The organism is Paucibacter sp. KBW04 (assembly GCF_003852425.1).
Classification (GTDB): Bacteria; Pseudomonadota; Gammaproteobacteria; order Burkholderiales; family Burkholderiaceae_C; genus Paucibacter_A.
In genome coordinates this window covers 11,499-31,354 of the sequence record NZ_QAJN01000012.1, presented here as the reverse complement: position 1 = coordinate 31,354, position 19,856 = coordinate 11,499, and the positions used below count along the sequence as shown (strand labels likewise).

Genomic DNA, 19,856 nt, shown 5'->3' with positions numbered 1-19,856 from the left:
TCAAGCCAACAGGGCGCGCGCTTCGGCCAGGCTGGCAGGGTCAAAAATAGTCGCGCTGACGATCTCGCCGTCGATGCGCTTGGCCATGCCGGCCAGCACCTTGCCGGGGCCGCATTCGATGATGTGGCTGAGGCCCAGGGCCTTCAGCGCCTGCACCACCTCCACCCAACGCACCGGGCCGAAAGCCTGGCGATACAAGGCGTCACGCAGAGCGGCGGCATCACCGACCGCGGCCACGTCGATATTGTTGATGACCGGGAATTGCAAGGGCGCGAACTCGGTCGCAGCCAGGCGCTCTTGCAAACGCTCGGCGGCCGGCTTCATCAGGCTGGAATGGAAAGGTGCCGACACGGGCAGGAGCAGCGCGCGCTTGGCGCCTGCGGCCTTCAGCAACTCACAAGCCTTGTCCACACCGGCTTTGCTGCCCGCGATGACGGTTTGCTTGGGGTCATTGAAGTTGACCGCCTCCACGGCCTCGCCAGAAGCGCTGGCCGCCGCGACGCAGCCCTCGCGCACGGCTTGGGAGTCCAGGCCCAGAATGGCGGCCATGGCGCCCACGCCCACCGGCACGGCTTCTTGCATCGCTTGGGCGCGGAAGCGCACCAGGGGCAAGGCTTGCGCCAGGGTCAGAGCGCCGGCGGCCACCAAGGCGGTGTACTCGCCCAGCGAGTGACCGGCCGCAGCGGCAGGCACCAGGCCGGTTTCGGCGACCCAGGCGCGGTAGCAGGCGATGCCGGCCGTCAGCATGACGGGCTGGGTATTGGTGGTCAGGTCCAGCTGTTCCTTGGGGCCGGCCTTGATCAGGGCGGCCATGTCTTCGCCCAGGGCCTCAGACGCCTCGGCCAGGGTGCGCAGCACCTCGGGGTGATCGCCCCAGGCGTCCAGCATGCCAACGGCTTGTGAGCCCTGACCAGGGAAAACAAATGCGAAACGTTTACTAATGGGGGTACTCATAGCTTGCTTGCTTCTCTTGTCTATTCGTCTCGGCCTGAGTGCAGATCAGAGATCCAGCAGCACAGCGCCCCAGGTGAAACCGCCGCCCACGCCTTCGAGCATGACGGTATCACCGGGCTTGATGCGACCATCGCGCACCGCCGCATCCAAGGCCAGGGGGATAGAGGCCGCCGAGGTATTGCCGTGTTGATCGACGGTCACGATCAGTTTTTCCAGCGGCAGCTTCAGCTTCTTGGCCGTGCCGTGCATGATGCGAATATTGGCCTGATGCGGGATCAGCCAATCGATATCGGCCTCGCTGCGACCGGCCTTGTCCAGCACCGAGCGGGCCACTTTCTCCAGCACCCCCACGGCCAGCTTGAAGACGGCCTGGCCGTCCATCTTGAGCAGGGGATCACCGGTGACCTGGCCACCCGAGACCGAGCCGGGCACACACAGAATGCCCGAGTGGCGGCCATCGGCATGCAGCTCGGTGGCCAAGATGCCCGGCGTCTCGCTGGCGCTCAGCACCACCGCACCCGCGCCGTCACCGAACAGCACGCAGGTGGTGCGGTCCTTGAAATCCAAAATGCGCGAGAACACTTCCGCGCCGACGACCAAGGCCTTGCGGGCCGAGCCGGTGCGGATCATGGCATCGGCCACGGTCAAGGCATAAACAAAGCCTGAGCACACGGCCTGCACATCAAAAGCGGCGCCGCCGGCAATGCCCAGCTTGTGCTGCAAAAGGCAGGCGGTGGAAGGGAAGATCATGTCGGGCGTCGAGGTCGCGACGATGATCAGGTCGATCTCGCTGGCCTCGATACCGGCCGCTTCGATCGCCGCACGGGCGGCGGGCAAGGCCAGATCGCTGGCGGTGGTGCCGGCCTCGGCGAAGTGGCGGGCGCGGATGCCGGTGCGCTCGATGATCCATTCATCCGAGGTCTCGACCCCATCGGCCGCGAGTTGTGCGGCCAACTCGACATTGCTCAGGCGCTTGGGCGGCAAAAAGCTGCCAGTGCCAATGATGCGGGAGTAAAGCGGAGCGGCGGGAGTCAGCGAGGATGGGGAAGAAGGCTGAGAAGAATTCTGATCGGATGTGGTCATGCAGCATGGACGACCGAGGTCGCCTTGTCTCCTGAAGCGCCCGCCTCATTCACCTGCTTACCTGCCTCGGTGCCAGCGTCGGCCGCCGAGGGCATGGTCTGCAAGGTCGCGATGATGCGGTCGTGAACCCGGTCCAACAACCGGTTGCGGGCCGCATCATAAGCCCGGTTCAGGGCATTCTCGAAAGCGAAGGCGTCGGCAGAACCGTGGCTCTTGAAGACCAAACCCCGCAATCCGAGCAAGGCCGCACCGTTGAATCGACGGTGATCCACCCGCCCTTTGATGCGCTTCAAAACCGCCAAAGCCAGCACTGCCGCCGCCTTCGTCAGCCAATTGCGGCTAAATTCCTCACGTAGGATGGCGCCAATCATGCCCGCCAAACCCTCGGCCGTCTTCAATGCGACATTGCCCACAAAGCCGTCGCAGACGACCAAATCGACCGTGCCCTTGAAGATGTCATTGCCTTCGACATTGCCAAAAAAGTTCAGCTGACCGGCGGCATCGGCCTGGCGCAGCAACTCGCCGGCGCGCTTGATGACCTCGCTACCCTTGATCACTTCCTCGCCAATATTGAGCAAGCCGACCTTGGGCTCCTCCTTGCCATCCACCGCCGCGACCAGGGCGCTGCCCATCACCGCGAACTGCAGCAAGTGCTCGGCGGTGCAGTCCACATTGGCGCCCAGATCCAGCATGGTGGTGTAGCCACCCAGCTGAGTCGGCATGACCGAGGCGATGGCCGGGCGGTCAATACCGTCCAAGGTCTTGAGCAGATAGCGCGACACCGCCATCAGGGCACCGGTATTGCCGGCCGACACACAGGCGTCGGCCTTGGGTGCCTGCTCGCCCTGCGCCTTCAGCTGGTTGATGGCGACCCGCATGGACGAGTCCTTCTTGCGGCGCAGGGCCACTTCGACCGGATCATCCATGGCGACCACTTCGGAGGCAGCAACGATGGTGCAACGGGGCCAGTTGGCTGCAGGCGCCAAGGCCTCGGGCAGGCCCACCAGCAGCAACTCTGCCTGGGGATGCGCAGCAAGAAAGGCCTGACAGGCCGGCAGCGTGACGGAAGGCCCGTGATCGCCACCCATGCAGTCCACTGCCAGACGAACTACGCTCAAGGGCTGAACGGCAGCCGCTGGCGAGCCCTGGGCTTGAGACGCGAGCTGCGCGGGCGCAGAAGAGGAGCTGGTGAGGACAGAGGACATCAGATCAATGCCGGTTGGCCCGAGCAAGAAGACGAGGGAGATGAGAACGCATGAACATGACAACACAGGCCGCCACGCCGCAAACAAGCCCCATCAGAAACACAAAAACCCGGCACTGCAACAAAGTACAGGCCGGGAAATTGTAAAGACGAGCAAGATAGCAAGACCCTGGCTCAGCGAGATCACAAGACCTCGCGAAGGGCCACAGCCGATCTATTTAAGCGTCAGCCTTGGTCTTCAGGACCTTGCGGCCACGGTAGAAGCCGGTGGGGCTGATGTGGTGGCGCAGATGCACTTCACCGGTGGTGGGCTCGATTGCGGTGCCCGGGGTCACCAGAGCATTGTGCGAACGGTGCATGCCGCGCTTGGAAGGCGACTTCTTGTTTTGCTGAACAGCCATGAAATTCTCCTAATGGCCGACTAGGGCCGACTTAAATCCGGTGATCGAGACTGGTGCTTCGCCGAATTGGCTTGCTTGGCCACCAAGACTCAAAGCCCGTGCCAAACACAAAAACCCAGACACACCCCGGACACTGCTTGACGCTGTGCACGATCCTCAGCGCACTGCTGCGCCAGCCGTCGCCTGTGCCGCAGACCTCGAAACCTGGAAAAACCGGGGCTCCGCGCCTTGCCTGGATCTCACGCCAGTGACCATCGGCCACTCACCTGATTTACCGCACCGCCAACAAACTTTGATTATCGAACCGGGGAAAGCCCGCGATTGTAGCACGGTGTTTTTGCACCATCAATGCCATCCCCTCAAGCCAACCCAACTCAAGCAGGCCTAGCCAGCCCACCAGCGAGCCGTTTCAGGGCTTGCCCTTCTTCAGCGCAGCCAGTGCAGCAAAGGGATTGGGGCGCTCTTCCAAGGCCTCGTCCGCGGCATCCAAATCATCCGCCGGCACGACCAGGGGCTGCGGACAGACCTCGTGGCGCGGCACCAGAGGCAAAGACAATAGCAATTCGTCTTCCACCATCTCCAGCGCATCCAAGCTACGCGAGAGCACCAGCACATCGTCTTCGCTCTCGGCATCCAATTCGGCGGCCTCCGACTCATTGCGGGCAAAGCGGTACTGGCGCACGATGTCCAAGGCTTCTTGAACCGGCTGCAGGCAGCGCTGGCAGGTCAGCTGCACGCTGGCCCTGGCCTCCAGATGCAACCAGACCTGGGCCTCGGCGCCGCGCGGCTCACGCCGCTCACCACGCAATCGCCATTGCACCGCAGGCCAGCCCGCCGCCGGCGCATCGGGCGCACCCGAGTCGGCCAGACGCTGCATTTCAATCGCCGGCCACTCGCCTTCCAGCGTGGCGCCATCGCGGGCGAAGGCCGCAACGTCTAATTTTCGGGGGAGAAAAACATGTTCTTTCATGGCCTCAAGTGTAGAGCCCCATCAAAGCGATGCAGCCACCACTGCCCTGCCCCGCGCCCGACCCTCAGCGGCAATGCGAAAATCACCCCATGCATGACACTCCCAACCTTGCCGCACCCAAGCAAGCCTCCGAGCCCGTGGCTCCACGGCCGCTGATCCTGGGCTCCACCTCCCGCTACCGCCGCGAACTCTTGCAGCGCCTGCGTCTGCCCTTCGAGGTCTGCGCACCCGATGTCGACGAGAGCCCCCTGCCTGGCGAACACCCGGCCGAACTGTCCCAGCGCCTTGCCCTGGCCAAGGCCCAGGCCGTGGCACGCCAATTCCCCGAGGCCATCGTGATCGGCTCAGACCAAGTTGCAGACCTGGACGGCGAGTCCATCGGCAAGCCAGGCAGCCATGAACGCGCAGTGGAACAACTGCGCCGCATGAGCGGCAAAACCGTGGTGTTTCAAACCGCCATCGCCGTGGTCTGCGCCGCCAGCGGTTTCGCCCGGCAAGACCTGGCACCGGTGCGCGTGCAGTTCCGCGAACTCAGCGACGCAGAAATCGAAAACTACTTGCGCGCCGAGCAGCCCTACGACTGCGCCGGCAGCGCCAAATCGGAAGGCCTGGGCATCAGCCTGCTGTCCGCCATCGAATCGGACGACCCTACCGCCCTGATCGGCCTGCCCTTGATTCGCACGAACAACTTGCTGCGCCAAGCAGGCCTAGACGCCCTGGCCACACAAATCGGAGCCAAGGCATGAAGAAGGGTCGCCTCTATCTGGTTCCCAATACCCTGGACTTTGGCGTCGAGGGCGCCGCGGTTGAGCTGCAAGCCGTGCTGCCCCTGCACATCATCCAGACCGCCGCGCGCCTGGAGCATTGGGCCGCCGAGAGCGCCAAGACCACCCGCGCCTTTCTCAAGCGGGTGGACGCCATCTGCCCGCTGAGCCAGCCCCTGCAAGAGCTGCGCATCACCGAGTTGCCGCGCCCGCCTAAGGGCCGCGCAAATGATCTGGTGAACCAGAACCAGGCCTGGAACGCCTTGCTGGCACCAGCCCTGGCCGGCCACGATCTGGGCCTGATCTCGGAGGCGGGTCTGCCTGCGGTCGCCGACCCAGGCGCACTCTTGGTGGCCGCGGCCCATGAAGCCGATATCGAGGTCATCCCCTTGAGCGGCCCTAGCGCCCTGCTGATGGCCTTGTCGGCCAGCGGCTTGAATGGGCAGAGCTTCGCCTTTGTGGGCTATCTGCCGGTGGAGGCGCCGGCCCGGGCCGCACGCATTCGCGAATTGGAAGCGCTGTCGGCGCGGCAGCAGCAGACCCAGCTGATGATAGAGACGCCTTACCGCAACTCCGCCCTGCTGCACGCCTTGCTCAGCAGCCTGAAACCCCAGACCCGCTTGTCCGTCAGCTGCGGCCTGAGCCTGGAACAGGGCTGGACGCGCAGCGCCACGGTGGCCGAATGGCGCAGCTCGGGCGAATCCATGCCGGACAAGATTCCTGCGGTGTTTTCACTGCTGGCCTAGACCCGGCCGCCCAAGAAAAAAGCCCGATCATTGGATCGGGCTTTTGAGATCAGGACTCGGCTGAGCTTGTTGTTGCCGGCTTGGCACCAAACAAGGCCGCCACCTTGCGCTTGGGCTTGATATTCGCCGACAAACCCTTGGGCGCCGCACTGGTGGCATTCGCGCCCTTGTCCCAAGCAGGCAGATCACCGCCGGCATTGCTGGGCTCATAAGGCTTGTCGAAGAAGGCGTCACGCGAGGGCTGGCGGGGCGCTGGCCTCGGCGAAGCCACGCGAACAGCAGACTCAGCCACAGGCGCAGAGTCCCCCTCAGCGTCCCAGTCGCGACGCGGGCGCGGCGCGCGCTCCGGACGAGCAGGCCGCTCCTCATCCAACTCGATGGGGCGCAATTCGATATCGCGCTTGAGCAGCTTTTCGATGTCACCAATCAAACGTGCATCCGAACGAGTCACCAGGGTCACGGCGATGCCGGAGGCGCCCGCACGACCGGTACGGCCGATGCGGTGCACATAGTCCTCGGCATTGAAGGGCACGTCGAAGTTAAAGACGGCCGGCAGATCGGCAATGTCCAGGCCACGCGCCGCAACATCGGTGGCCACCAAGAGATCAACCTCACCGCGCTTGAACGCGTCCAGCGACTTCAAACGCTCGTCCTGCGACTTGTCACCATGCAGAGCGGCCGTGCGCAAGCCATCACGCTCAAACGAGCGCGCCAGGCGCGCCGCACCCAGCTTGGAATTGACGAAGACGATGGACTGGGTGATCGCGCGCTCGCGCAAGACCTTGCGCACGACGCCACGCTTGTCGTCATCGCTGACGCTGTAAAAAATCTGCTCAACATTGGTGGCCGTGGCATTGGGCCGGGCCACCTCAACCAAGACCGGGTCCTGCAAATAGCTTTGCGAGAGGCGCTTGATCTCGGGCGAGAAAGTGGCCGAGAACAAAAGCGTCTGACGTGCCTTGGGCAGATGGCTCAGGATGCGCTGCAGATCCGGCAGGAAGCCGATGTCCAGCATGCGGTCGGCCTCGTCCAGCACCACGTACTCAACTTGGTTGAGTACGCAATTCTTGGCTTCGATGTGATCCAGAAGACGGCCGGGCGTGGCGATCAACACTTCAACGCCACCCTTGAGCACCAGAGTCTGGGGCTTCATATCGATGCCGCCGAACACGCAAGTTACGCGCAGATTGGTGTGCTTGGCATAGGCCTTGATATTGTTGGCGACCTGGTCAGCCAGCTCACGCGTCGGCGCCAGGACCAGGGCCCGCACGGGATGGCGGGCCGGCGATGCGCTGGCGTTCTCATGCTTGAGCATGCGCTGCAGCAAGGGAATAGAAAACGCGGCCGTCTTGCCGGTGCCGGTCTGTGCCGCGCCCATGACATCGCGACCCTCCAACACAATCGGAATCGCCTTCGCCTGAATGGGCGTCATCATCGCGTAGCCGGAGTCGGCAACAGCGCGAAGCAGCTTGGCGTCGAGGGGTAAAGTGTCGAAGCGCGAGGGCGCGACTTCCGTAGCTTGGGTTTCGGTCATCCCTAGATTATCCGCTATGTGCGGATCTCAGTCGGGTTTGCCCGAATCTGCGGCACCAGCACCGCTCCTCAACTGAGCGCTGAACACCATCCACTTGGGCGTGCGGAAGCGCACGATGCGCCAATACAGGCCCACATAAATCAGACCAAACAAGACCATGCAAATCACCAGCATGGTGGTCGAGTCCCAGAACAGCAAAGCCGGTACCAGAGAAGTCAGACACAAGGTCCACAGGTAGGGTGCCGTCATCGAATTGCGCTGCGTCATTGCACGCGCGTCACGCGCACCCACCGCCCAACGCATGAGGCGGCGGTAAATCAGCGAGTGCAGATGAATGCCATCCGGCAAGCCTGGGGGCGTCGCACGAATAAAGCGGCGGCGATAGATGGAGAACAAGGTCTCGAACACCGGATAGACGCACACCATCAAGGGGAACAAGGGCGAGACCTGAGAATGCCGGGCAATCAACAAGATGCCAATCTCGGCCAGGAAGAAGCCAATGAAGTAGGCCCCACCGTCCCCCAAAAAGATCAGGCCAGCAGGAAAGTTCCAGACAAAAAAGCCCAGCACTGCACCCACACCAGCCAGAGCCCATAGCGTCAACTCCGTATCGCCGACCTGGTAAGCCACATAGGCAAAGCTCAGCAACATCAATGTCACACACATGGTGGACAGGCCGTTGAAGCCATCAATGATGTTCACCGAGTTAGCCACACCCGCCACAGCGAACACCGTGGCGGCCAAGGCGCCCAGGCTTGTCCCCACAATCCAGTCCAAGCCGATGATGTCTGTGCGGGTAATTTTCCCGTCCAAGATGTAAAAAGCCAACGCCGCAGAGGCCATGGTGGCCAGCAAACGCTTGCCCGGGGAGACCTTCTTGGTCAGGTCTTCAATCAAGCCTGCAGCAAATGCCGGCAGACCACAGACCAATAGCAAGAAACCCAATCGGGCCGCCGTCGAATTTTGCTCCCAGGCCATCAAGGCACATGCCAGCAAGCCCACAAACATACCCACTCCACCAATACGAGGAACGGGATGCGAGTGGAATTTTTGCGGACCAGAGAGATCCCCGTCGGCAGACAAATGCCCGTGCGCATGGGATGAATGGATCACAAACAGCGTGACCGCTGCTGCCACGAAAAAGGGAACGAGAAAGAACATCATGTCGACAGTGTAGCCAGACCAACCAAGGGTTCCACCTAGGCACACCCGGCACACGGCTAGAATCCGCCCGGTCAATAAGTGACGCGACTTGCGTCTGCTTGAATATTTCTCTAGCGAGCGCCCATGACTTTTTCTGAATTTCGAACGAGCCTCCTGTCACATGGCCAAGCTCATGATGCCACGACCTCGCAGCCTCCTAGTGTCAAGACACCAGCCTTTGCTCGCCTCGCACTGTTGTCGGTATTGGTCTCGCAAGGGCTATTGATCGGACAGGGAAGCATTGCTGCCGAATCGGAGCAAGCGACGGGCAATGGCGCATCAACTAGCGATGGCGGCCCGGTTCGCCTGCGCGCCACCTCAGCCACTAGCCAAGCGAACCAAGAAGCAGTATCGGACCGACAGCAAAGTGGATTTGAATCGTCAGCGATCGCACCCGAGCCCTACTCGCCCAGCGAGTTTGAGCGCTATGTGCAGCGTAGCGCTGGATCAGCATCACCCATCCGCCGCTTTGGATCCGAGTTGATGAGTACGGCTGGGCGAAAGAGCATGGCCCAGGAAGCTAGCAGCCAGATTCCTCAGGACTATGTAATAAGCATTGGCGATGAGATCTTGGTTACGCTGTGGGGCTCGGTCGAGGCCGACATGCGCCTCGCAGTTGACCGTAGTGGCCGCATCACCTTGCCACGGATTGGGCCTGTTATGGTGGCCGGCCTGCGCTACTCCGAACTGACACCCGCCATTGACCAGCGCGTCGCGCAAGTCTTTCGCAACTACAAGCTCAGTGCCTCCCTAGGCAAGCTGCGCAGCATTCGGATTTATGTCACCGGATTCACCCAGCGTCCCGGCGCCTACACCGTCAGCAGCCTGGCGACCCTGGTCAATGCCTTGATGCAAGCAGGCGGCCCCTCTTCCGCGGGTAGCTTCCGGCAAATTGAATTGCGCCGCAATGGGAAGACCATCAGCAACTTCGACTTTTACGACCTGCTGATCAAGGGCGACAAATCCGCTGACCGCGCACTGCAGGCAGAAGACGTCATTCACATCGGCGCCGTTGGCCCTCAAGTTGCACTTATCGGCAGTGTAAACAAGCCAGCAATCTTCGAATTGAAACCCCAAGACACCATGGAAGACGTCTTGGCAATGGCTGGCGGCTTTACTGCTGTCGCCGACCGCAGTCGCTTCACTGTAGAACACTTGGATACCCGCAATGACATGCGAATCAGTGAGCTGACACTTCCTCAGCAAGCCAAACAAAAACCACGAGATGGCGATCTCTTCCGCGCCTTCAGCGCCGTCGACGCCTCGTTGCCACAATACAAACAAAGCAAGCGCGTCAAGGTTGAGGGCGAAGTTCAGCGCCCCGGCGAGTTCATCTTGCCCGCCAACAGCAGCTTGGCCGATGCCATTCGCGCTGCCGGCGGCTTGACGCCCGACGCCTATGTTTTCGGAACCGAGTTCAGCCGCGAAAGCGTCCGTGCATCACAGCAAGAAAACTACGCGCGTGCGCTGCGCGACCTTGAAACCGAGTTTGCTCGCAGCAGCTCAACCCAACGGGCACTCAATGCAGATGAAGCCATGGCCCAAAGCGCAAAGGCCCAGGGATCGAATCAATTGATCGAACGCCTGCGAGCCATCAAACCCACTGGCCGTATTGTTTTGCAACTGAATCCAAAGTCAAAAACTCTGCCTGAGCTCGCAGTTGAAGACGGTGACAGATTGCTGATCCCTGCTTACCCCAACACCGTTGGAGTTTTCGGTAGCGTCTTCAATGGAGGTAGCTATCTCTATGGTGATGGAAATACAGTCACTGACTTTTTAAAACTGGCTGGAGGCCCCACCAAGGGCGCCGACGCAAACAGTATTTTCGTCTTGCGCGCCAACGGCAGCGTAGTTAGTGCCCGTCAAAAGTCCGGTTGGTTGATCTCTGGCGGCGGCCTTGATGGCCTAACGGCATTGCCCGGCGACACTGTGTTTGTGCCTGAAGAAATGAACAAAACCACCTTTATGCAAGAAGCCAAAGAGTGGACACAGATCCTCTATCAGTTTGGCTTGGGTGCTGCGGCGCTGAAGACCATCAAGAACTAATTGCGTGAACCAAGCTGAAACTGCGGAGTCGCTGCGCGTGAGCCAAAACAATTCAACATCGCAAGAACATCTTGCCTTTCGAGACCCACAACACGATGAGAATGGCGTCGAACTGCTGGACCTTCTGACCATCTTGGCAGAGCGCTGGCGCTTGCTTGTCATTGGGCCCATCGTGGCCGGCTCGTTGGCCTTTGGCGGCAGCTACCTCATTGCCCCCACTTACACCGCCAAGACAACATTCTTGCCGCCCCAGCAGCAGCAAAGCTTTGCCGCGTCTGCATTGGCCTCCCTGGGTGCGCTGTCCGGTCTGGCTGGCGGCATTGCGGGAATCAAAAGCCCGGCAGACCAGTACGTCGCACTTATGCAAAGCAACAATGTCGAAGATAGGATCATCGACAAATTCAACCTCATTGAAGCGTATGAAACCGAATTCCGCTTTCAAGCTCGCAAACAGCTTGAGCAGAATGTGCGCATTTCTTTGGGAAAGAAGGATGGTTTGATCACGGTCGAGGTTGACGCCAAGAGCCCCCAAATGGCGGCCGATATGGCCAATATGCATGTTTCAGAATTGCGCCGTTTGACTTCAGAACTCGCGTTGACCGAAGCCCAACAACGTCGCGCCTTTTTTGAGGCAGAGTTAAAGCGCACACAAATCAAGCTTGTTGAAGCTCAACAGATCTTACAAAACAGCGGATTCAATCCTGGTGCCTTAAAGGCTGAACCCAAGGCTGCGGCCGAGGGCTATGCCACCCTTAAAGCCCAGACCACCTCTGCAGAGATCAAACTGCAAACCTTGCGCCGCAGCTTTGCCGACAACGCACCCGAACTCCAGCAGCAAGCAACGCTGCTGGGCGCGCTGCGAGCGCAGTTGTCCAAACTTGAAGGCGCGACAAGCGATGCCAATGGCGACTCTGACTACATCCGCCGTTATCGTGACTACAAGTACCAGGAAACCCTGTTCGAGCTGCTCTCTAGGCAGTTCGAGATGGCTCGTCTTGACGAGAGTCGCGAGGGAGCCCTGATCCAAGTCGTGGACGTGGCGGTGCCTGCGGAAAACAAGAGCAAACCCAAACGAGCAACGACTGCGTTGCTCACAACTTTTGGAGCTTTTTTTCTCCTGATTTTTTGGGTATTCGCTAGAAGTTTCTGGCAAGACGCGAAGTCCAACCCACTCAAAGCCGAAAAATTCATGCGCTTGCACCAAGCTTGGCGGCAATAGCCTTGATATTGGAGAAGCGAAGACGACCCCATATGCTTCCAATTTGCTCCGCATGAAGCAGGTCAACAACCTTGCGCTGTAGGCGGCCGCCCCACGCTAAACATGCTCTTTGACCTCCTGCGCGACAACCTAGTAACGCCCGTCATCACTAGCGCCGAAGCAACGCCGCTGTGCATGCCGACTGTTCCTGTTTACCGTAAATGTCGGGTCGGCAACTTCCGCTCAGGCTAGGCAAGTATCAGAGAACTGCAGCGCTTGCCCGGATACTCGCCAGCTCATCGCTTGTCAGCAGGCTTGACCGAGACGGTGCCCTGGTACGTTGGCAGACGATAGCCCCAAGAATTTCTCCTCCATGCGTACAACTTTGACGAACGAATACCGACCCGATATCGACGGGCTGCGTGCTATCGCCGTTCTTGCAGTGGTTCTCAACCACCTTTCTAGTCGACTCGTGCCTGGTGGCTATGTCGGAGTCGATATCTTCTTCGTCATTTCCGGCTATTTGATAACCGGAATCATCGCAAGAGAAATAGGCGCTGGACAATTCACCTTTGCCCGATTTTATGAGAGGCGGGCGCGACGAATTTTTCCGGCACTTTTTGCAATGTTGGCTGTCACCATAGTCGCCGGCTACCTTCTATTGTTGCCGAGTGACTACGCAGCCACGTTTCGTGGCGCCTTGGGCACATTGCTCTTTTCATCCAATATCTTGTTTTGGCGAGAGATGGACGCAGGTTACTTTGCTGCCACCGATGCAAAACTCAACCCGCTACTGCACACCTGGTCCCTCTCCGTAGAAGAACAGTTCTACGTACTCTTTCCCGTCCTACTCTTGGTGTGCTACCGCCACTTTAGAAAACATATCACATGGATTCTGGTGGGTTTCACGGTACTGTCTTTCGCTGGAGCAGTTCTGTTGGTTCACAGCAAAGCTGTCGCGGTGTTCTTTCTATCGCCGTTCCGTGCGTGGGAGTTGTTCGCCGGTGCCATCCTTGCCCTAGGCGAAGTACCCAAAGTACGTTCGCGCATGATACGGGAGACTCTCGCGGCGGGCGGTTTGCTAGCAATCACAGTTGCGCTCTACTTCTACGACGAAAGGACCGTTTTTCCCGGTTTGACGGCCTTGTTACCCGTGCTTGGCACCGTTGCCATCATCTACGCCGGTAGTAGCGGACAGACATTTGTTGGGCGTCTGCTGCAGTGGAGGCCAGTTGTCTACATTGGGTTGACTTCCTACTCGCTGTATTTATGGCATTGGCCTGTCATCGTTTTCGCTCAGTATGCCAATGCTTTAAATCCGCTAACGCAGTACCTGCCCGCAATACTTGCCGCATCGCTTCTTTTGGGCTGCCTTTCCTATCACTTCGTCGAGCAACCCTTCCGCCGTGGCGCGAGGGTAAAGACTAAGAGCTTGGTCAAAGCCTCCGCAGCGTTTGCCGCGGTATTGATCGTTGTATGTATCGTTGGCTTGAGCGAGCGCGGGTTTGCGGGTCGCTACGGGTCCGCTGTGATTGCATTGGACAGCGCACGTGAACCCCAGATTCCGTATCTGCAATGCGTCGAACGCTCCCCGCAACAGTGGTGCACGATCGGGAACTCGAAAAGCGCCCCAGACATACTGCTGTGGGGTGACAGTCATTTGCTCGCCTGGGCACCGGCCTTAAATGAAAGCCTGGCCACCCAGGACCGACAAGCCTTTTTGGCAACGTTGTCTGCGTGCCCACCTCTGTTGAACATTGAGGTCACGGTCAATCCAGCATGCTCTACAAACAACTTGGCAATAAAGGCCTACCTCCAGGCACACACTGAAATCAAGACGGTCGTCCTGTCCGCCAATTGGGGTTGGTACTTTCTAGCAGAGAGTCCAGTGACGGGTTACAACGGGGGCGATTTGCTGGGTACTGGCACTTCGATCGCACAGCGCGCACTGGCTTCGACCATCGAATGGCTGCAAGCAAACGGCAGACAAGTGATTTTAATTGGACCAGTCCCCACCTACGGCAAAAGTGTTCCTTTATCGTTGGCGATGGAAGCCGCAGGCGGGCATCACAAAAATGAATACTCACTGGCAAGCGAGCAGCGAACAAAGTACGCACCATTCTTTGATGTTGTTGAAACCATTGCCCGTCGGGACATGTTTGTCTTCCTAGATCCTATTCAATGGCTTTGTGCGAAAGACTGTTTGGTGATGAATAACAACCTCCCAATCTATCGCGACTCCAACCACTTGAGCGTCGCAGGAGCCATGGGTATGGAGCCACATCTTACTTATGGTTTGAGTTCTGCCTTTGCTCGAACCGCTGAAGCCTTACCCAAGGACGACCAAACCCAGACCCGTCGCTAAACGGCAAAGGCGAAATCCCTAAAATCTGCCCAATTAGATATTTTCATTATCCAGACTTGACAGATATGAACTCACCAATTTACGTCACGCAGCCATACCTTCCTCCACTCGACGAATTCATTCCTTATCTGGAAAAGATATGGGAAAACAAAATTCTCACTAATGGCGGCCCTTTTCATACCCAGCTAGAACAAGCCCTCTGCGAATATCTGGGCGTCAAGCATCTTGCGCTATTCAGCAACGGAACCATCGCGCTAGTCACTGCATTACAAGCATTGCGCGTAACAGGTGAAGTCATCACGACACCATACTCGTTTGTAGCTACAGCCCATTCGCTGCTATGGAACGGTATTAAGCCTGTGTTCGTCGACGTAGACCCAGACACACTAAACCTAGATCCAGCCAAGATAGAAGCCGCAATCACTCCGCAGACAACCGCCATCATGCCCGTGCACTGTTACGGACATCCATGTGACGTTGACGCAATTCAAAAGATTGCGGACAACTACAATTTGCGAGTCATATATGATGCAGCCCATGCCTTTGGTGTTAAAAGCCATTGCGGCAGCGTATTGAACCACGGCGACTTGTCGGTACTTAGCTTTCATGCCACAAAAGTGTTCAACACCTTCGAAGGCGGTGCCATCATCTGCCCAGACGCCAAAACCAAACTTCGTATCGACCAACTGAAGAATTTCGGGTTTGTGGACGAGGTGACCGTCGTGGCGCCCGGCATCAACGGCAAAATGAGTGAAATCAACGCTGCATTCGGTATGCTTCAACTCAAGCATATTGACCATGCGCTAGCGCAGCGTAAAAGAATTGACAGTACCTATCGACAACTGATCGAAGGCATCAAAGGTATTCGCTGCCTGCCAAACGCAGGCGAACACACTTCAAACTTCTCATACTTTCCTATATTGGTAGAGGCTGACTACCCACTTAGCCGCGATGCCCTATACCAAAAGCTAAAAGAAAACAACATCTTCGCTCGTCGCTACTTCTACCCACTGATTACCGACTTTCCGATGTACCGCGGGCTGCCGTCAGCTCACCGGGAAAACCTGCCGGCGGCAACCGCGGCAGCACAAAAAGTGCTGTGCTTACCCATTTATCCGGCGCTTTCGCCAGCTGATCAGCAACGTATTGTTGATCTCATTCGAGAAAACTAAAATGGCATTACTGCCCCGTACCATTCTGGAAAAAATGGGCTTTTCCTCAATTGGGGAGAATGTTCAGATTTCTGACCGAGCATCGTTTTACGGAGTGGAGCGGATTGCACTGGGTAGCAACGTCCGAATCGATGACTTCTGTGTGCTGTCGGCGGGTTCAGGGGGTATCTGCATTGGTCAACATGTGCACATTGCAGTCTATTCGTCATTGATCGGTGCTGGGAAAATAACACTGAGTGATTTTTCCAATATCTCGTCACGTGTCTCCATATATTCGAGCAGTGACGACCATACCGGAAAAACGATGACCAACCCCACCGTACCCGCCGCATATACTGGCGTCAGCCATGCTGATGTTTATCTTGGAAAACATGTTCTTGTTTTTAGTGGGAGTGTAATTTTACCAGGCGCAGTACTTGAAGAAGGTGTCGTCGTCGGCGCACTAAGCCTGGTAAAAAATCACTGCAAGGCATTTGGCATCTACGCGGGAAATCCGGCCAAGAGAATCAAAGAACGCCAACGTGATCTGCTGAAACTTGAACAGAAATTCTTGATTGAAAAATCCAATTGATTGCACAGCATGTCCGTCCGACATAATATCCTTGCCAATTATGCTAGCCAGATCTACGTCACGTTGATCGGCATATTCATGGTGCCCAACTACGTGCACTACATGGGCGCAGAAGCATATGGTCTGGTGGGCTTCTTTGCGATGCTGTTGGCCTGGTTCCAATTGCTGGACATGGGGCTGACTCCCACGCTAACGCGTGAAACTGCCCGATTCAACGGCGGTGCAACGAACGCACTAAGCTTGCGAAGATTGTTACGTGCGCTGGAAGGCATATTTATATGCATTGCATTGCTTGGCAGCGCGGCAATGATGGCCGGCTCAAGCGCCATCGCCAGCAGTTGGCTCAACGTACAGTTCCTTCCCATAGCCGAGGTAAAGCATGCCATTATGCTAATGGCGATCGTTGTTGCACTGAGATGGATATGCGGCCTTTATCGAGGTGTCATTAGTGGATTTGAACAGCTGGTATGGCTAAGTGCCTTTAATATAGCAATTGCTACAGCTCGTTTCGTTCTTGTCATTCCAGTTTTTTTGTATGTAGGTACAAGTCCTACCGACTTCTTCACATACCAAGTACTAGTTGCATTAATTGAGTTGATGGTACTGGTGACCCAAACCTACCGATTAATGCCAAAAATAGAAAATGGAAGCCGAACACCCTGGCAGTGGGAACCCCTACGCGGAGTACTCAAGTTTTCACTTTCTATTGCATTTACCAGCTCAGTCTGGGTACTGGTGACACAAACTGACAAGCTCGTGTTATCTAAATTGCTTCCATTGGCAGACTATGCCTACTTTACCTTGGCGGTACTTGTAGCTGGTGGCGTGATGATTGTCAGCGGTCCAATCAGCGGCGCAATTTTGCCGCGTTTGAGCAAACTTTCTGCCGAAGGGGATGAGGCAGGGCTGATCCGTTTGTACCGAAGCGCGTCCCAGCTCGTGAGCGTAATTGCAATCTCTGTTGCGCTGGTTCTCGCCTGCTTTTCGGAGCAAGTCCTTTGGGCATGGACTGGGGATGCGGCAATTACCGGCGCTGCCGCACAGGCACTACAACTTTACGCCTTGGGCAACGGTATCCTTGCTCTCGGCGCGTTCCCCTACTACCTCCAATTTGCAAAGGGTGACTTGAAACTACACCTGATCGGCAGCCTATTATTTTTGGTCATCCTGATCCCAACGTTGATAGCGGCTACCTGGAAGTATGGGGTTACTGGCGCAGGCTACGCTTGGCTCGGCGCCAATGCGGCATATTTCATTTTTTGGGTTCCGAAAGTTCACAATCGTTTTGTGACGGGCCTACATACCCAATGGGTGATTCGAGACGTCGGACTGATCGCGCTGGCCTCTGCCGCCACGGCAGTCGGCTTAAAACTAATACTAACCTGGCCACATGATCGAATTCTTTCAACACTTCAAATTATTCTGATCAGCGTCGCCATATTGGCCGCGGCCGCGGCGGCTTCCTCAACGATACGCCGGGCGCTGGCAACCCGATGGAACAATCGTTTCACAGTACCTGGATAGATGACCACCGTGACAGTTAGAAAACCGAAAGTATCAGTGTGCGTGGTGACTTACAACCAGCAAGACTATATCCGACAGTGTCTCCAATCCATTGTCAGCCAAGTAACCAACTTTGACATTGAAGTCATCGTCGGTGACGATTGCTCAACAGATGGCACCCGTGCGATTATCAATGAAATGGCAGCAGCCCATCCGGGCATGATTAGGCCGCTGTTCCAAGAAAAAAATATTGGCGCGGTAGCCAACTATTTTGCCACGCATGACTGCGCAGAAGGCGAGTATATCGCTCACATGGATGGCGACGATTTGATGCTTGCTGGCAAACTTCAACTACAGGCAGATTTTCTCGATAACAATCAAGAATTTCAGATTGTCTGGCACAGGGTTAGATATGCGTACAGCGATGGAATTGAACTAGACGACAACATTGACTTTGCCAAGATAAAGCATGGCTTCAATCGTCATGACCTTATAAAATATACATTTTTGGCCAACCACAGCACCAAAATGTACAGGGCCAAACAGCGCAAATATTGCAGCCGCCAACCAAATACCTTAGATTATTTCCTGAACATCGAACACTTACAGTCCGGCAAGGCCGGGTATATAGGTCCGCAGATTCTTGGCATTTACAGATATGGCGTAGGCGTCTCAACAAATAGGAATTCCGTGTTTCGGAAGTATCTAGTTGATCGTTTAACCACGATGGCGCAAGAAAGCTCGAAGGACAACGACGCAATAAATTGCGCTGCACTTGTACTGTCAATATCCGACTTTCGCAACCACAATGCAACGCTGTCAAAAAGCGTCAAGCTGTGGATGCGCACATGTTCAATAAAGGCATTTCGGCAGTACTACTCTTACTTGAAAAATAGGCGTTTCTACAATGCCCCTCGATAACGAACGCCAGAGAAAAAGGCAGTTGGGCGTCTCGCACGGCGTACTGCTAGGCATCTACATGGCGTCTAATGTGGCTGCGGCAGTTACAACACTGGTGACAAATGAACTAGGTGGTGACTTCACTGGCTTTGACGCGCCTAGCAATTTCGCCACTTTGGTCATAGCCATGGGAATTATCGGCTCTTTCATTCTAGTAATGAATTTGGCCTTTAACTTTTTCAAAAAAATAATATCAATAGATTGGAAGACTTTTGACTCGAGGCATCCGAGTTTCAAGCTATCATTCTTTGTCTTGACTGTTCAAATTGTTTTTTTGACATATTCTTTGTACTACGGCGCCGGAGTAGCGGGGGTTACATCAAAAAATGAATCACCAATAAAGTATCTGTTTTATGTGGTATCGGCGGATTTTTTATTTCTTTTTTATTTTGCATCATCACTGCCAAATAGGTTCGCCATACTAAATGCAGTCATCTTCGCGGTAAGCAATGTTTTACGCGGCTGGTCGAGTTGGTACTTATACTTGGGTTGGCTGATTCTTGTGAAATCAGTATGGCGGCGGAAAATATCATTTAAGCTCGTCTTTTTTTCAGCCGCGACGGGTCTTTTGCTGCTACCGGCAATCATGTTCATGAAATTATATTTCAGATTGATTGCAACCGGCGCCGACTATTCAAGTATAGCATCGTCACTTAATATTGATCTACTCGACATAACTGAGATTTACGCAGACTCGCTAGTTCAGCTATTTCAGAGATTTCAGCATTTCTCATCTGTCGCAGTTTTACTCAACAACCTGGACGTCCTGCGCGAACAATTTCATACCGGATTCATTAGAGTGTTCTACCTCGAAGGCTTTGTGGGCTTTTTTCTGAATCGCGTATTCGATTTATCCGCAGCCAACGAGTTAAACACCGTGGTAATTTCCACATTGCTCAACACTGATTTGCTGGAGAGCAGTTACGCAACGCACGTAGGCGCGATTGGTTGGATGTTGGTGGCGTATGAGTACATTCCAATCTACCTGGCTTATTTAGCCTTCTTGATGCTATCTAGCCACCTCCTTGTTAAGTATTCAAAATCAAAAGAAGTCAGTGAATTGAACTGGCTGATTTGGCTACTGCTTTTAATGCATGGCTGGTTCGGTGCCTTCACCAATTTTTTGGTGACTGGATTTATATATTTCTTCATCGCGCGTCGATTGCAAAGTAGCGAATAAAA

Annotated in this window: 17 protein-coding genes; 10 read left to right on the top strand and 7 right to left on the bottom strand. The window is 56.3% G+C overall.

Translation table 11 applies throughout. The annotated features are described in order from the left end of the window. The 5 genes from fabD to DBR47_RS14965 all read right to left on the bottom strand — a co-directional run bounded on the left by fabD (position 1) and on the right by DBR47_RS14965 (position 4,612). A complete protein-coding gene (fabD, locus tag DBR47_RS14985; protein WP_197047092.1) occupies positions 1–954 on the bottom strand; it encodes an ACP S-malonyltransferase in 954 nt (317 codons plus the stop codon). A 45-nt stretch (positions 955–999) separates the two neighbouring features. Then, complete coding sequence (locus DBR47_RS14980) at positions 1,000–2,037, bottom strand: beta-ketoacyl-ACP synthase III (RefSeq protein ID WP_124451448.1); 1,038 nt, start codon at positions 2,035–2,037, stop codon at positions 1,000–1,002. Further along, on the bottom strand, positions 2,034–3,125 hold the full coding sequence (gene plsX, locus DBR47_RS14975; protein WP_231512339.1) for a phosphate acyltransferase PlsX: 1,092 nt from the start codon (positions 3,123–3,125) through the stop codon (positions 2,034–2,036). Before plsX ends, DBR47_RS14980 begins: the two co-directional genes overlap by 4 nt. A 334-nt stretch (positions 3,126–3,459) precedes the next feature. Then, positions 3,460–3,642, bottom strand: coding sequence for a 50S ribosomal protein L32 (gene rpmF, locus DBR47_RS14970; protein WP_009552540.1), 183 nt, complete (start codon positions 3,640–3,642; stop codon positions 3,460–3,462). Positions 3,643–4,051: 409 nt separating this feature from the next. Then, positions 4,052–4,612 carry a DUF177 domain-containing protein gene (locus tag DBR47_RS14965; RefSeq protein WP_124451444.1) on the bottom strand — a complete coding sequence of 187 codons (561 nt, stop codon included), beginning with the start codon at positions 4,610–4,612 and terminating at the stop codon, positions 4,052–4,054. A gap of 89 nt (positions 4,613–4,701) precedes the next feature. Between DBR47_RS14965 and DBR47_RS14960 the strand changes: the two genes are divergently transcribed. Together DBR47_RS14960 and DBR47_RS14955 are read left to right on the top strand one after the other, a co-directional pair. Next, positions 4,702–5,358, top strand: coding sequence for a nucleoside triphosphate pyrophosphatase (locus DBR47_RS14960; RefSeq protein ID WP_124451443.1), 657 nt, complete (start codon positions 4,702–4,704; stop codon positions 5,356–5,358). Further along, on the top strand, positions 5,355–6,122 hold the full coding sequence (locus tag DBR47_RS14955; protein WP_124451441.1) for an SAM-dependent methyltransferase: 768 nt from the start codon (positions 5,355–5,357) through the stop codon (positions 6,120–6,122). The genes DBR47_RS14960 and DBR47_RS14955 overlap by 4 nt, the downstream gene beginning before the upstream one ends. 49 nt (positions 6,123–6,171) lie before the next feature. On the opposite strand, the gene DBR47_RS14950 is transcribed toward DBR47_RS14955, so the two are convergent. Both DBR47_RS14950 and DBR47_RS14945 read right to left on the bottom strand, forming a co-directional pair. Further along, complete coding sequence (locus tag DBR47_RS14950) at positions 6,172–7,656, bottom strand: DEAD/DEAH box helicase (protein WP_124451439.1); 1,485 nt, start codon at positions 7,654–7,656, stop codon at positions 6,172–6,174. Between the two features lie 27 nt (positions 7,657–7,683). Further along, positions 7,684–8,820 (bottom strand): glycosyltransferase, encoded by a 1,137-nt coding sequence (locus DBR47_RS14945; protein ID WP_124451960.1) that lies wholly within the window; start codon positions 8,818–8,820, stop codon positions 7,684–7,686. 123 nt (positions 8,821–8,943) lie between these two features. Here DBR47_RS14945 and DBR47_RS14940 point away from each other — a divergent pair, with 123 nt between their 5' ends. From DBR47_RS14940 to wzy, 8 genes are all read left to right on the top strand, one after another. Continuing rightward, positions 8,944–10,905 (top strand): SLBB domain-containing protein, encoded by a 1,962-nt coding sequence (locus DBR47_RS14940; protein WP_124451437.1) that lies wholly within the window; start codon positions 8,944–8,946, stop codon positions 10,903–10,905. Between the two features lie 4 nt (positions 10,906–10,909). Then, the gene (locus DBR47_RS14935; protein ID WP_231512327.1) at positions 10,910–12,124 is read left to right on the top strand and encodes a Wzz/FepE/Etk N-terminal domain-containing protein; all 1,215 of its coding nucleotides are present in this window, start codon (positions 10,910–10,912) and stop codon (positions 12,122–12,124) included. Positions 12,125–12,476: 352 nt separating this feature from the next. Next, positions 12,477–14,468 carry an acyltransferase family protein gene (locus DBR47_RS14930; RefSeq protein ID WP_124451435.1) on the top strand — a complete coding sequence of 664 codons (1,992 nt, stop codon included), beginning with the start codon at positions 12,477–12,479 and terminating at the stop codon, positions 14,466–14,468. A gap of 65 nt (positions 14,469–14,533) precedes the next feature. Continuing rightward, a complete protein-coding gene (locus DBR47_RS14925; protein ID WP_124451433.1) occupies positions 14,534–15,640 on the top strand; it encodes a DegT/DnrJ/EryC1/StrS aminotransferase family protein in 1,107 nt (368 codons plus the stop codon). Between the two features lies 1 nt (position 15,641). Then, positions 15,642–16,211, top strand: a complete 570-nt coding sequence (locus tag DBR47_RS14920; protein WP_124451431.1) for an acyltransferase — start codon at positions 15,642–15,644, stop codon at positions 16,209–16,211. A 9-nt stretch (positions 16,212–16,220) separates the two neighbouring features. Next, positions 16,221–17,735, top strand: coding sequence for a lipopolysaccharide biosynthesis protein (locus DBR47_RS14915; RefSeq protein ID WP_124451429.1), 1,515 nt, complete (start codon positions 16,221–16,223; stop codon positions 17,733–17,735). Between the two features lie 9 nt (positions 17,736–17,744). After that, positions 17,745–18,635 (top strand): glycosyltransferase, encoded by an 891-nt coding sequence (locus DBR47_RS14910; protein WP_197047091.1) that lies wholly within the window; start codon positions 17,745–17,747, stop codon positions 18,633–18,635. After that, positions 18,622–19,854 carry an oligosaccharide repeat unit polymerase gene (gene wzy, locus DBR47_RS14905; RefSeq protein ID WP_124451425.1) on the top strand — a complete coding sequence of 411 codons (1,233 nt, stop codon included), beginning with the start codon at positions 18,622–18,624 and terminating at the stop codon, positions 19,852–19,854. The genes DBR47_RS14910 and wzy overlap by 14 nt, the downstream gene beginning before the upstream one ends. The last annotated feature ends 2 nt before the right edge of the window (positions 19,855–19,856 follow it).

Excerpts from the sequence above, each read along its gene's own strand:
- fabD (WP_197047092.1), bottom strand. The coding sequence starts at position 954 with ATGAGTACCCCCATTAGTAAACGTTTCGCATTTGTTTTCCCTGGTCAG.
- DBR47_RS14980 (WP_124451448.1), bottom strand. The coding sequence starts at position 2,037 with ATGACCACATCCGATCAGAATTCTTCTCAGCCTTCTTCCCCATCCTCG.
- plsX (WP_231512339.1), bottom strand. The coding sequence starts at position 3,125 with ATGGGTGGCGATCACGGGCCTTCCGTCACGCTGCCGGCCTGTCAGGCC.
- rpmF (WP_009552540.1), bottom strand. The coding sequence starts at position 3,642 with ATGGCTGTTCAGCAAAACAAGAAGTCGCCTTCCAAGCGCGGCATGCAC.
- DBR47_RS14965 (WP_124451444.1), bottom strand. The coding sequence starts at position 4,612 with ATGAAAGAACATGTTTTTCTCCCCCGAAAATTAGACGTTGCGGCCTTC.
- DBR47_RS14960 (WP_124451443.1), top strand. The coding sequence starts at position 4,702 with ATGCATGACACTCCCAACCTTGCCGCACCCAAGCAAGCCTCCGAGCCC.
- DBR47_RS14955 (WP_124451441.1), top strand. The coding sequence starts at position 5,355 with ATGAAGAAGGGTCGCCTCTATCTGGTTCCCAATACCCTGGACTTTGGC.
- DBR47_RS14950 (WP_124451439.1), bottom strand. The coding sequence starts at position 7,656 with ATGACCGAAACCCAAGCTACGGAAGTCGCGCCCTCGCGCTTCGACACT.
- DBR47_RS14945 (WP_124451960.1), bottom strand. The coding sequence starts at position 8,820 with ATGATGTTCTTTCTCGTTCCCTTTTTCGTGGCAGCAGCGGTCACGCTG.
- DBR47_RS14940 (WP_124451437.1), top strand. The coding sequence starts at position 8,944 with ATGACTTTTTCTGAATTTCGAACGAGCCTCCTGTCACATGGCCAAGCT.
- DBR47_RS14930 (WP_124451435.1), top strand. The coding sequence starts at position 12,477 with ATGCGTACAACTTTGACGAACGAATACCGACCCGATATCGACGGGCTG.
- DBR47_RS14925 (WP_124451433.1), top strand. The coding sequence starts at position 14,534 with ATGAACTCACCAATTTACGTCACGCAGCCATACCTTCCTCCACTCGAC.
- DBR47_RS14920 (WP_124451431.1), top strand. The coding sequence starts at position 15,642 with ATGGCATTACTGCCCCGTACCATTCTGGAAAAAATGGGCTTTTCCTCA.
- DBR47_RS14915 (WP_124451429.1), top strand. The coding sequence starts at position 16,221 with ATGTCCGTCCGACATAATATCCTTGCCAATTATGCTAGCCAGATCTAC.
- wzy (WP_124451425.1), top strand. The coding sequence starts at position 18,622 with ATGCCCCTCGATAACGAACGCCAGAGAAAAAGGCAGTTGGGCGTCTCG.